Source organism: Pseudomonas lactis, assembly GCF_001439845.1.
Taxonomy (GTDB): domain Bacteria; phylum Pseudomonadota; class Gammaproteobacteria; order Pseudomonadales; family Pseudomonadaceae; genus Aquipseudomonas; species Aquipseudomonas lactis.
The window spans coordinates 1-12,225 of record NZ_JYLO01000001.1; the positions used below are offsets into that span (position 1 = coordinate 1).

Consider the following 12,225-nt stretch of genomic DNA (forward strand, 5'->3'; position numbering starts at 1 on the left):
TTCTTGACGACCATAGAGCATTGGAACCACCTGATCCCATCCCGAACTCAGCAGTGAAACGATGCATCGCCGATGGTAGTGTGGGGTTTCCCCATGTGAGAGTAGGTCATCGTCAAGATTAAATTCCAAAACCCCTGTCTGCTAACGCAGACAGGGGTTTTGTTTATGTAGAAGCTCATGAATTTCACCGGCACGTTGCCAACCCAACGGTCTGGTACACAGAATTTCTTGACGACCATAGAGCATTGGAACCACCTGATCCCATCCCGAACTCAGCAGTGAAACGATGCATCGCCGATGGTAGTGTGGGGTTTCCCCATGTGAGAGTAGGTCATCGTCAAGATTGAATTCCGAAACCCCTGTCTGCTAACGCAGACAGGGGTTTTGTCGTTTAGGGCGGCCCGTCACAGCCCATCTACGCGACACTTACCGCCTGTCGGTTTCCTACGCTAAAAGAAGATGCTTCTCACAAATTCCTAAGATTTGTCGAAGTTTGGCCGAAAGCCTGACGAGCCATGCGTGCACCGAAATAGAGCGACCGCAGAGTCCGCCTATCCCGTTACATGGAATGTTCCACTCGGCACGCTCACCCCCCTTTGGCAAAAGAAGTCGATGAAATGAATCTCAAGTTCAGTCATAAAATTCTGTTGGCCGCGTCAGGCGTCGTGGTTTTAGCCTTTGCGCTATTCACGCTCTACAACGACTATCTGCAGCGCAGCACCATCAGGCAAAACCTCACTTCGTCCATCCAGCAATCCGGCGAGCTCACTGCCAGCAGTGTGCAGAACTGGCTCAGTGGTCGCATCCTGGTTCTCGAGAACCTGGCGCAAAACGTTGCCCACCAGGGCAGCGCCGCCGATCTTCCTGGTTTGGTCGATCAACCAGCGCTTACCAGCAACTTCCAGTTCACCTATGTGGGACAAGCCAACGGGGTATTCACCCAGCGCCCTGACGCGAAGATGCCTGACGACTACGACCCTCGTCAGCGCCCTTGGTACAAGCAAGCAGTACTCGCGGACAAAACCATGCTTACTCCGCCTTATATGGCGGCTGTGGGCGGTCAGATCGTGACAATTGCCATGCCGGTGAAAAAGAACGGCGAGTTGTTGGGTGTTGTCGGTGGTGACCTGAGCCTGCAGACACTGGTGAAGATCATCAACTCGGTAGACTTCGGTGGTATCGGCCATGCGTTTCTGGTCAGCGGCGATGGCCAGGTCATCGTCAGTCCGGACCAGGACCAGGTGATGAAGAACCTCAAGGACATCTACCCTGGCACCAACGTGCGCATTGAGAAGCTCAATCAGGACGTCGTACTCAAAGGACAGGATCGCATCCTCTCTTTCACGCCTATCAGCGGCTTGCCTGGCGCTGACTGGTACATAGGCCTGTCGATCGACAAAGAAAAAGCCTATGCCCCACTAGGCAAATTCCGCACTTCGGCCTTGATTGCGATGTTGATCGCCGTTGTGGCCATTGCGGTGCTCCTGAGCCTGTTGATTCAAGTACTGTTGCGCCCGCTGACCACCATGGGCGTGGCCATGCAGGACATTGCCCAAGGCGAAGGTGATTTGACCCGACGTCTGGACGTGACCAGCAAAGACGAGTTCGGTGAGGTCGGCAGCGCATTCAACCAGTTCGTCGAGCGAATCCACGCATCGATTTCCGAAGTGTCTTCGGCAACACGCCAGGTGCACGATTTGTCCCAGCGTGTGATGGCTTCATCGAATGCGTCGATCATCGGCTCTGACGAACAGAGCGCACGTACCAACAGCGTGGCTGCAGCCATCAACGAACTGGGTGCTGCCACCCAGGAAATCGCGCGTAACGCCGCTGATGCGTCCCAGCACGCCAGTGGTGCCAGCGAACAAGCTGACGATGGTCGTAAAGTGGTGGAGCAAACCATCCAGGCGATGTCTGAGTTGTCGCAAAAGATCAGCCTGTCTTGCACTCAGATCGAAACCCTCAATGCCAGTACCGATAACATCGGGCACATCCTGGATGTGATCAAAGGCATTTCCCAACAAACCAACCTGCTAGCCCTCAACGCGGCGATCGAAGCGGCCCGTGCTGGTGAAGCCGGGCGTGGTTTTGCCGTGGTGGCGGATGAAGTGCGTAATTTGGCGCACCGTACCCAGGAGTCGGCAGAAGAAATCCACAAGATGATCACCTCGCTGCAAGTGGGCTCTCGTGAAGCCGTGACCACCATGAACGCCAGCCAGGCTTCCAGCGAAGAAAGTGTTGAAGTCGCCAATCAGGCAGGTGAGCGCTTGGTCAGCGTGACGCAACGTATCGTTGAGATTGATGGCATGAACCAATCCGTTGCGGCCGCGACTGAAGAGCAGACCGCAGTGGTTGAAACCCTCAACGTCGATATCAACCAGATCAACCTCTTGAACCAGCAAGGTGTGGCCAACCTCAACGAAACGCTCAAGGACTGCGATGCGCTGTCCCAGCAGGCCAGCCGATTGAAGCAATTGGTCGATAGCTTCAAGATCTGATTCTGACTGCATCGGAGCGAGGCCACTCGCTCCGACTGCTTGGCCCTGCGTCCACGGTGCTATTCAGAGGAAGCTAATAGCGCTCAGATAGTCGCAGCCTTTGCGTAACAGCGCCTGGCTCTTGGGTGGATAGCACATCCCCATTTTTTCCAAGCCCCACCGGGCATTGTCGTAACGGATCATCGACGTGTCACCGATGTCTTCGCCCAGCCCGTCCAGATAAAAGCCCAGCACCCCGAACAGGGCGTTATCACGGCTCACTTTGCGCAACGCTCGTTGCCACTCTTCAACGCTGACTCGGTCAAAAACGTGCCCAGCCTCGCTGAAGGCATCGAGGTACTGATCCCAATTCAAGGGCTGCGGATTGTGCAAGTTGAACACGTTTCGCTCGGTGTCAAAATGAGCGCTATGGAAAGCGATGAAACGCGCCAGGAAGTCCACCGGCATCAGATCGAAATTGGCCTCCAGTCGCGGGACGAGCCCCAATTGCAGAGACCCCTTGAGCATCAACAGCAAGCGGTTTTTCTGTGGCTGACAAACACCGTTCTGGCTATTGAAGCTGATATTCCCCGGACGATGAATATTAACCCAGGCCCCTTGCTCGACTGCTCGTCCTAATAGCCGCTCGGCGACCCACTTGGAAAGGTTGTAGCCATTTTTCACGTAGAGCGGCAGTGTGCGCCGGGCAGGCGTTTCAAGCACGTACCCATCGGCGTCCACGCTGCTGCAGGCTGAGAGCGTCGAGATGAAATTGAGGACCTTCTTGCAATGGGTCTCGCAAAGACGCAGGCACTCCAGCACCGGTTCGACGTTGTCCTTGGCGAGTGAGGCGTAATCCATCACATGATTGACCTGCGCGGCGTTATGCACCACCACGCCGTAATGGCGGGCCAGGTGCTCGTACACGTCATCGGCCAAGCCCAGGCGGGGTTTACGAATATCAGCGGCGTATACCTGCACTCGGCTCAGGTCCAGATCTTCCAAGCGGTATTCACGCAACGCCTGGGCGAACCTTGCCGCCGCCTTATGGCCGGGTAACTCACGCACCAGGCACGCCACGTTCTGCGCGCCGCCAGCCAGCAGTGCCTGGACGATATGCACCCCGACAAAGCTGTTCGCCCCGGTGACGATGGCTTTGCGCGTGTCTCCCGCAAGGACCGCGGGCAGCGTCTCGACCTCCAGTGCTCGCGTCGCGTCTTGCTCCATCTGGTTGGACCGGGTATCCGGCAGCGTGCCGCCATCCATGAGTGCGGCCAATGTGCGGATGGTCGGCGTCTCAAAAAAGGGGCTCAGGCAGAAGCTACGACCAAACTGCTCGCGCAGGCGTAGCAACAGGGTCGACAACAGGATGGAGTGGCCACCGAGGTTGAAAAAACTCTCATCGATCGAGAGGTCGCCAGCGGGTAATCCCAACAGTTCACCCCACAGGTCAGCCAGTTGTGCCTGCAAAGGGTCTTGTACGCGGCAGCGGCTCACCCCGACGGGTGTAGTTATTGGCATGGCCAGTAAGGCCTTGCGATCAATCTTGCCGTTATTCGAACGGGGCATGCCTGCCAGCTCGCTCCAAGCGCTTGGCTGCATGTGCACGGGCAACCATTGCCGAGCGTATTCCTTCAGGCTTGCCAGCGTAGCGCCAGGTTCTGGCTGGGTGACAAACCCGATGACTCTGTGTGCCGCATCGATCACCACTGCCACTTGGCGAAACAAGCGACTATCGCGCAAGCACTGTTCAATATCCCGAGGCTGAACTCGAAACCCGCGGATCTTGACTTGCTCATCCCGACGGCCGCCCAGCTCGATGCCTACTTGCGTCCATTTCGCCAAGTCGCCGCTGCGATAAGCCTGCAGCACTTGCCCATTGGGCAGTGTCAGTGCCACGAACGGATTGTCGGCCAGGGACGGTGTATTCGAATAACCCAGGCTTACTCCGGGACCGACAATGTACAAGTCGCCCATTACCTGTTCATCCACGGGCTGCAGGTTCTCGTCGAGAATCAGCACCTGGCTGTTGGCGATGGGAAGTCCGACATTGCGATGGCTGTCGCCCCGTTGGAATACTCGATGGGTCGCCAGCACAGTGGCCTCGGTCGGCCCATAGAGGTTATGCAACTGGCATTGACCGGCCAGTTGTTCGATCACGCAGGGCTCGCAGAAATCACCTCCGGTCAGCAGATGGGTCATGCCCAATGGCTGATCCAGCGGCAGGATACTGAGCAGCGCCGGTGGCACGAACCCATGCGTGACGCGTTGCTGGCGAATCAGCTCTAGCAGTTGCTGAGGGTCGTGACGTTGGTCTGGGGTGGGGACGATCAACTCGGCGCCGGCGACCAAGGTCGGGAAAATATCGATCAGTGACGAATCGAAGCCCAGCGGCGAAAACTGCAGGACGCGGCTGTGTTGATCCAACGCCACGCAACTGACGAGCCAGGCCGTGAAATGCGCCAGGTTGTATTGGCTCAGCAGTACCCCCTTGGGCTGGCCCGTCGTACCCGAGGTGAACAGTGCCACGCACGGCTCGTCGGCACGGGGATGACGGCGCATCAGCGGTTGCGTCATGTCGGCGCTGTGCGCGGCAACCTGGCTCACATCAAGTGAAACGAAACGCTCTCGCAATGGGTGCTGGCCATTCTCCAGCAGCACACAGGCCTTGAGGCTGGTCAGCATGCAGTGCTGGCGTTGCTCCGGGTGGTCAGGCACCAGCGGCAAATACACGGCGCCACAGCCAAGCACCGCGAGAATGCTGGCGTACAACTCGGCGGATTTCTCCAGGCATACGCCGACCACTTGTGGAGCCCCGGCATCCTCCAGCAAGGGAAGCAGGCGTTGTTGAATAGCCATGGCTTGTTGCTGGAGCTGCCGATAAGTCAGCGCATGACCGGCGGTGTTCAGCACTGTTCGATGTGCGAAGGTATTGAGGCTGGCCTGCAGCCGTTCGATCATAGGCGTTCGGGCCGCGTGCAGTAAGGCAGAGTCCGCCGTGTGGTTGAACCGGTGCATGAAAGCCAAGGCATCCAGCTCTTGCAGACTCTGTTCAGGCCAGGCGTTAGCAGTGGCCGTTGCCGAGAAATAAGCGGGATCTCTTGAGAAACCGCAGACCAACAAAGCAGCGCATTCCACCAATGCATCCGTTGCCTGCTGGCGCAACCGCTGCCCATTGCCGCTGGGCTCCTGGGCAACGTCTTGCACAGCTAGCAGGCGCCGCTCGCGGTCATAGCAGCGCAACTGCAGTAAGGGCAGCCCGTGTTCGCAGAGCGGGCCGATACCCACGCGCAAGCTTAACCAAGGCGCACTGGTGGGCGAGGGCGGCAGCGGCTGACTCCCGTCGTCAATCATCAGGTCGATAGACCCCGCTCCTGCCACATGCCCATATTGCTCCAGCTCCTGCTTGAGCGCCTCCAGAGCTTTACTGGTGCCACGCCACTCGATCTGCAAGCGCCTCATGCCAACTTCCTCGCTACGGGCAGGTAGTCGCTCAGGGCTCGTGCCACGCTAGGGGTTTGCAGGACACCGCTGTGGTGCAGAAAGCCCATGATATTGGTCACCAGCGGATGTTGATGGGTGATGGGAAAGTCCAGCGCCTGGATTTCATCGCGCAATGCCAGGCGAGCGTCGGCACTGATAACCAAGTGTTCGATCAGTTGCAGATCGAAGTCTTTTTGTAGGTCGTTGGTCAGGTAGTGCGTCAGGAACACGGGCAGGGCTTGGGCAATGTGGTCGCGATCTTGCGGGCTTGCCGACTGCCAGTAGAGACGCACCAACTGTGTCCAGAACCGCGCATGCCGCCCTTCATCAAACAGATGATCGGCCATCAGGCCGCGGACAGAAGATTTGACGCTGCCGTCTTTGGAAAATGCTGCGACGTCATGGGTGACGGTGTTCTCAGCGATGGCGACGCCGATCAACTCAACGGCATCGTGCAAACATACCGGTACCTGCGCCTGGGCTGCCGGCAGCGCGCGGCCCAATTCAATTTGCCCGGGTAGATCAAGCGGTTGGATTCCGGTCATCTCCACGGCTTGCTGCAGAAAATCCAGCGCGACCAGCGCGTGGTAATCCTCGTCGACAACGACTGTCATCGCGTCGTAGCGGCAGGCGAGCGGGAAGGGCAGGGAGAAGCGATTTTTAGCGATGCTGCGCGCGGTTTTGTCGACGATCTCGGTTTCGAAAATCACCACGTCATTGATGAATTTATAGAAGCTTTGCATCAGTACGAAGTCGCGCCATTGTGGGCAGTGCTTGAGAAAGGTTGCACTCAGCACCAGAGGCTGGCGGCACAGGGGGAAGATGAGTTTGTCGTCGTCTTCCAACATCCGCCGGGGGCGTGTGCGGATGGTTGCGCGACGCTCCCAGTCATCGGCAAAGGATTGGTAGTGGGCGGCGTTCACGGGCGTACCTCTTGCATCGAAGCCAGTACGTCGTCCCAGAGGGTTATACGACTCTCCACGGCGCCCAGGGCGGCGTTATCGGCCTGTCTCTGACGGCTGGGGTCTGCTTCGAACAGACGCTGTAGCAACTGATGCGCCGCAGGCCCGTGATCATCGCTGTCCATTTCGATATGGCGGCTGAGGTAGTGACATAACGTAGGGGCCTGCCGACCTATGAAAGCATGGCTATGCAAAAGCCTCTGGAACATAGACGGAATTACACTCTCGCGGCCATGCAGGAACGCCGCCGCCACACAGTGGGTCGGGGCGCTCAAGGCGATTTGTAAGGTGCTGTCGACGAAGCGGGCCACGCCCTGAGGCGCACCGATCATTTGCAACGCTGCGCTTACCTCCACTCCCTGGCTTTGCAACTCGATAAAGCGGGTGATTGCGACAGTGCTGGCGCCCACTTCCGTCATGGCGTCCAGGTACAGCTCGAAGTGGCTGCAATAGCCCCGTGTCGGGTGCTCGTCCGACTCTTCCGCCAATACGATTTCATTGATCAGGCGGGCAGCGTGCGGGTCAGCGCAGGGGAGCCAGGGCAGTTGCGTGCCGGTCAGGTCCTGTTGCAGGCGTTTGGTCAGGCTCATGAAGTCCCACACAGCAAATACATGGTATTGCATAAAGTGTTGTAACTTGCCAAGAGTGGTTATTTCTATAAATAACGGGTGGCCGAACAGTTTTTGTTTTTTTTGCTCAAGTAAATATTGATGCATGTTGACGCCTATAGTTGTTGCGAGTGCTGTAAAAGCAGTGTTGGAATATTATAGTTGTGGATGTAAGAGTAACTTGGCCGCGACCACGCGCACGACGCTGCCTTTTAAATAGGCGGTCGCAGCGGTTTGTGAAAGCGGAGCTTGCTGGACGAAGATAATAAGCTGATTGAATGTTTGAACCGGTATACAAATGTATTAAAGGACTTTGCGGATGTTTGTATGTGCGGTAAGTTGCCAGGTTGTAGGTGGGATTTTTCCGTGCGCTAAGTCGGCGTTAATTGTCCTTTAGTTGATTTTTTTAATATGTCTGACGGAGCAACAATCCGGATAGGGAAGTTGCTCCGTCACGTAAGTATTAAGGGCTCAAGCGAAAAAAACCGACTACCCGGCTTTTTTGTCGGCGCTCTCAAGGCCCCTGAGGTAGGTCGCGATTACCTCCATGCCTCGCATCAAGTGGTTACGCAGCGTCAGGATGCTCTCCTCGACCTTCTTCTGCGCTACCAGGCTCAGCAGTTCGCGGTGATCCTCCTGGGAAGTCTCGCCCAGCCCCATCGCTTCAAGGTTGAAGCGCAGAAAGCGCTCCTCCTCATTCAATCCGTGCTCGACCAGAGTGAGTAGCCGCTGGTTGGGCGCCTTGCCGTACAACACCATGTGAAACAGGCGATTGAGCCGACCAATCTCGGTGTAGTCTTTTTCGCTTTCCAGTGCATTGATACAGGCCTCGGCTTGAGCAAGGTCCGCGTCGGTGAGCAACGGAATCGACAGGCGTAGGGCCTCGGACTCCAGCAGCATGCGCAAGGCATAGGTCTCAGCCGAATTGTCCTCGATCAGGGGGGCGACGACGGCACCCTTGTGAGTCACCACATGCAGTAAGGATTGCGCCTCCAGCTGGCGCAAGGCTTCGCGCACGGGCATGCGGCTGACGCCGAACAGGCTGGCCAGTTCTTGCTGGCGCATGGCGGTGCCACAGGGCAATCGCCCATCGAGGATGGCATTACGCAAGGTTTCTTCAATAACGGAGCGCGCAAGATGGGCGGGAATAGGCCCGCTGATTTTGATGCTGCTTAATGGGTTCGGCTTCTGCGTCACGGTTGCGCTATCCTCCCTTTTTGAATAATAGTTTGGCTAATTGGATCCAAAGAACACTAAAGATGGGCCAGGCGCTTGTCAAACAGCCAAAGTTTCCGTTTGTAAGGGCTTACACAGCATACTTTGTGTCTCTCACAAGGGGCGGTTATAAAAACGGGGCTCCCGCGAATGATTGCACTGTGCCATTGTTTTTTGTAGGGCCAGGCTTCACCATTCGTTGAAATTCCGTCTCTTTCATGGACTGAACACTTTGGCGGTAAGTTTTATTCCCTATCGACTGCTTTGCTGGCTTTTATCAGCAATTTTACTGGCTGGCCTGATGCTCGGCGGGCTACGTGCCGATTGGGATTTCTCGCAGATCAGCCGCAAGGCCACCGCCGTCTACGGGCCGTTGGGCCAAGGCCAGCAGCGTATCGACGCCTGGCAGCGGCTGTTGGCGAGCCAAAAACAGGTCAGCGAGCAGGAGCAGCTCAAGGTCGTCAATTTATTCTTCAACAAGCAAATGACCTACGTGGAAGACATCGATCTCTGGCACGTTGTCGATTATTGGGAGACACCCGTCGAAGCACTCTGGAAAGGCGCCGGTGACTGCGAAGACTACGCCATCGCAAAGTATTTCAGTTTGCGTCATCTGGGGGTGTCCAGCGACAAACTGCGCATCACGTACGTCAAGGCCCTGCGGCAGAATCGAGCGCACATGGTCCTGACCTATTACTCGACCCCCGACGCCGTACCACTGGTGCTCGACAGCCTGATGGATGAGATCCTGCCGGCCACCCGTCGCACCGATCTGGTCCCGGTGTACTCATTCAACGCCGAGGGGCTGTACTTGCCCGGTGCCAAGGGCAACAAGAAAGTCGGTGATACCAAACGCCTGTCGCGCTGGCAGGATGTGTTGAGAAAAATGCGTGCGGAAGGCTTTCCAGCCGAGCCTGCCAACTAGGAGTAACTGATCGGATGTCTCTGTTCAAACAGCTATTGATCGCAATCTGTCTGTTCCTGGTGGTCGCCTTCAGCGGCAGCTTCATGGTCAGCCTGGAAAGCTCGCGCACCCAGTACGTCAACCAACTGCGCTCCCACGCCCAGGATGCCGCAACGGCGTTGGCGTTGTCGCTGACTCCGAATATCGACGACCCGGCCATGGTGGAGCTGCTGGTCAGCTCGATCTTCGACAGCGGTTACTACGCCAGCATCCGCGTCGTGGACCTGGCCACCGACAAAACCATCGTCGAGCGCAGCGGTATTCCCGACAACAACGGCGTGCCCAACTGGTTCGTCAAGCTGATCGGCCTGGAGCCGGCCGGTGGTGATGCGTTGGTCAGCCGTGGCTGGGAACAGGCCGCAAGGGTAGAAGTGGTCAGCCATCCGATGTTCGCCCTGGCCAAGCTCTGGCAAAGCGCCCTGGGCAGCCTGGGCTGGTTGCTGCTGTGCGGCGCGGTCAGTGTGGTGCTCGGTGGGCTGCTGCTGCGCCGGCAACTGAAGCCGTTGGACTATATGGTCAAGCAATCCCACGCCATTGCCCGCCGTGAGTTCCTCAGCCTGCCGGACCTGCCCCGCACGCCAGAGCTGCGGCGCGTGGTACAGGCCATGAACCAGATGGTGGAAAAGCTCAAGGCGCTCTTCCAGGAGCAGGCTGAGCGTAGCGAAAAACTGCGCACCGAATCCTACCAGGACAACCTCACCGGCCTCGCCAACCGCCGTTATTTCGAGATGCAGCTCAACGCCCGCGTCAGTAACCCGGAAGAGACCAACTCTGGTTACCTTCTGTTGCTGCGGGTCAAGGACCTGGCTGGCCTCAACCAGCGCCTGGGCGGCCAGCGTACCGACCAGTTGCTGCAAGCGGTTGGCGAACAACTGCTGCGTCAGTGCGAGCCGTACCCGGAAACCCATAACCTCGTTACCCGTATTCGTGGCGGTGAGTTCGCCGTGCTGGCGCCAGGGTTGATGCGTGAAGAAGCGGTGCAACTGGCGCAAAACCTGGAAAGCACCTTGCTCAGCCTGCAAGCGACCGGTGCCAGCGACGTTACACCGGTCGCCTATATCGGCCTGGCACCGTTCAGCCATGGCGACGCGCCCCAAGCCCTGTTGACCCTGGCCGACCAGGCCCTGGCCCAGGCCCAAGCGCAGGGCGACACCAGTTGGGTGTGCCTGGACCGCAGCGCCGCCGCCAGTGTCGGTGACGATCACCATGCCTGGCATACCTTGTTGGACCAGGCCCTGACCCAGCAGCGCTTCCAGCTGTATTTCCAGCCGGTGGTGGCCAGCCAGGACCCACAGTTGGTCTTGCACTACAAAGTGCTGTCGCGCTTGCAAGACGAAGACGGCCACACCATACCGGCCGGGCGCTTCCTGCCTTGGCTTGAGCGCTTCGGTTGGTCGGCCCGCCTGGACCGCCTGATGCTGGAGCAGGTGCTCAAGCAGATGAGCAGCCACACCGAGAACCTGGCGCTGAACCTCTCGGCCGCGACCCTGCAGGACCCCCAGGCCCTGAACCGCATTTATGACCTGCTACGCCAGCACAGCAACCTGGGCCCGCGCCTCACCCTGGAGATCGGTGAAGAGCAATTGCCTGAGCAGCACGTGCTGGAACAGATGACCCAGCGCCTGCGCGAGCTGGGTTTCTCCCTCAGCCTGCAACGTTTCGGTGGGCGGTTCAGCATGATCGGGAACCTGGCGCGCCTGGGCCTGGCGTACCTGAAGATCGACGGCAGCTACATTCGCGCCATCGACCAGGAAAGTGACAAGCGCCTGTTTATCGAGGCCATCCAGCGAGCGGCCCATAGCATCGACCTGCCGCTGATTGCCGAGCGTGTAGAGACCGAGGGCGAACTGAAGGTGATTCGTGAGATGGGGATTTTCGGTGTGCAGGGCCAACTGTTTGGCGAGCCCGCGCCCTGGAAATAATTACCTTTAGGAGCGAGCTTGCTCGCGAAGATCGCCAACGATAACGCGCAAAGCCTGACACCCCGTGGCGATTTGAGTTTTTTCGCGAGCAAGCTCGCTCCTACAGTGCGTAGGAGCGGTTGGATTAAATCAATCCTTTCTCGTCATCATCGATCAACTGGCTCAACCCACCCAACGCTTCCCGCGCCTGGTTACGGTCCATCAACTTGGCCTGGGCTGCCGGCGGCAGGTCGGTCACGCTGATCACCCCCTTGCGGGTCAGCACCTGGATCAAGTCATCCAGCACCCGGATCATCTCCAAGTCGCTCTGTTTGAGCTGGGCCAGGCTGGTTTCCACCACTTCGTTGGCGTACCAGGCCTGTATCTCATGGTGATCGGCCGGCAGGGTTTCAGTGGATTCGGTAAAGGCAGCAGCCTCTACGCGAACCAGCGCGCCCTGTGCATCACGTTGCACGTAAAACATAACAACCCCTCGAAAATGCGCCACAGGCGTTCAACAGCATAGGTCAACGCGGCGTGTATGGGCGTGAGTATGCGATGCCCCGTCCGCCAGGGCCAGCCACCCGCAGGCCAAAAAAAACGGCCGCCTGAAAG

Annotated in this window: 8 protein-coding genes and 2 rRNA genes; 5 read left to right on the forward strand and 5 right to left on the reverse strand. The window is 58.0% G+C overall.

Translation table 11 applies throughout. The annotated features are described in order from the left end of the window. Positions 1–2: 2 nt before the first annotated feature. From rrf (TX24_RS00005) to TX24_RS00015, 3 genes are all read left to right on the forward strand, one after another. Positions 3–118, forward strand: a 5S ribosomal RNA gene (rrf, locus tag TX24_RS00005). A gap of 109 nt (positions 119–227) precedes the next feature. After that, positions 228–343 (forward strand): 5S ribosomal RNA (gene rrf / locus TX24_RS00010). A gap of 274 nt (positions 344–617) precedes the next feature. After that, positions 618–2,498 (forward strand): methyl-accepting chemotaxis protein, encoded by a 1,881-nt coding sequence (locus TX24_RS00015; protein ID WP_003187426.1) that lies wholly within the window; start codon positions 618–620, stop codon positions 2,496–2,498. A 63-nt stretch (positions 2,499–2,561) separates the two neighbouring features. Here the strand turns inward: TX24_RS00015 and TX24_RS00020 are convergent, their stop codons facing one another. The 4 genes from TX24_RS00020 to TX24_RS00035 form a co-directional block, all read right to left on the reverse strand. After that, a complete protein-coding gene (locus TX24_RS00020) occupies positions 2,562–5,939 on the reverse strand; it encodes an amino acid adenylation domain-containing protein (protein ID WP_057709485.1) in 3,378 nt (1,125 codons plus the stop codon). Continuing rightward, positions 5,936–6,883, reverse strand: a complete 948-nt coding sequence (locus TX24_RS00025; RefSeq protein ID WP_003187429.1) for a diiron oxygenase — start codon at positions 6,881–6,883, stop codon at positions 5,936–5,938. The genes TX24_RS00020 and TX24_RS00025 overlap by 4 nt, the downstream gene beginning before the upstream one ends. Continuing rightward, the gene (locus TX24_RS00030) at positions 6,880–7,638 is read right to left on the reverse strand and encodes a DUF3050 domain-containing protein (protein ID WP_003187430.1); all 759 of its coding nucleotides are present in this window, start codon (positions 7,636–7,638) and stop codon (positions 6,880–6,882) included. Before TX24_RS00030 ends, TX24_RS00025 begins: the two co-directional genes overlap by 4 nt. Positions 7,639–8,019: 381 nt before the next feature. Then, positions 8,020–8,727 carry a GntR family transcriptional regulator gene (locus TX24_RS00035; RefSeq protein ID WP_003187432.1) on the reverse strand — a complete coding sequence of 236 codons (708 nt, stop codon included), beginning with the start codon at positions 8,725–8,727 and terminating at the stop codon, positions 8,020–8,022. 319 nt (positions 8,728–9,046) lie between these two features. Between TX24_RS00035 and lapG the strand changes: the two genes are divergently transcribed. Next, positions 9,047–9,670: a cysteine protease LapG gene (gene lapG, locus TX24_RS00040; RefSeq protein ID WP_413469055.1), complete on the forward strand. Its 624-nt coding sequence runs from the start codon at positions 9,047–9,049 to the stop codon at positions 9,668–9,670. 14 nt (positions 9,671–9,684) lie between these two features. Continuing rightward, on the forward strand, positions 9,685–11,631 hold the full coding sequence (gene lapD, locus TX24_RS00045) for a cyclic di-GMP receptor LapD (protein WP_057709486.1): 1,947 nt from the start codon (positions 9,685–9,687) through the stop codon (positions 11,629–11,631). A 124-nt stretch (positions 11,632–11,755) separates the two neighbouring features. Here the strand turns inward: lapD and TX24_RS00050 are convergent, their stop codons facing one another. Next, positions 11,756–12,094, reverse strand: a complete 339-nt coding sequence (locus tag TX24_RS00050) for a hypothetical protein (RefSeq protein WP_003187438.1) — start codon at positions 12,092–12,094, stop codon at positions 11,756–11,758. Between the last annotated feature and the right edge of the window lie 131 nt (positions 12,095–12,225).

Coding starts and splice junctions, on each gene's coding strand:
- TX24_RS00015 (WP_003187426.1), top strand. CDS start 618: ATGAATCTCAAGTTCAGTCATAAAATTCTGTTGGCCGCGTCAGGCGTC.
- TX24_RS00020 (WP_057709485.1), bottom strand. CDS start 5,939: ATGAGGCGCTTGCAGATCGAGTGGCGTGGCACCAGTAAAGCTCTGGAG.
- TX24_RS00030 (WP_003187430.1), bottom strand. CDS start 7,638: ATGCATCAATATTTACTTGAGCAAAAAAAACAAAAACTGTTCGGCCAC.
- lapG (WP_413469055.1), top strand. CDS start 9,047: ATGCTCGGCGGGCTACGTGCCGATTGGGATTTCTCGCAGATCAGCCGC.
- lapD (WP_057709486.1), top strand. CDS start 9,685: ATGTCTCTGTTCAAACAGCTATTGATCGCAATCTGTCTGTTCCTGGTG.
- TX24_RS00050 (WP_003187438.1), bottom strand. CDS start 12,094: ATGTTTTACGTGCAACGTGATGCACAGGGCGCGCTGGTTCGCGTAGAG.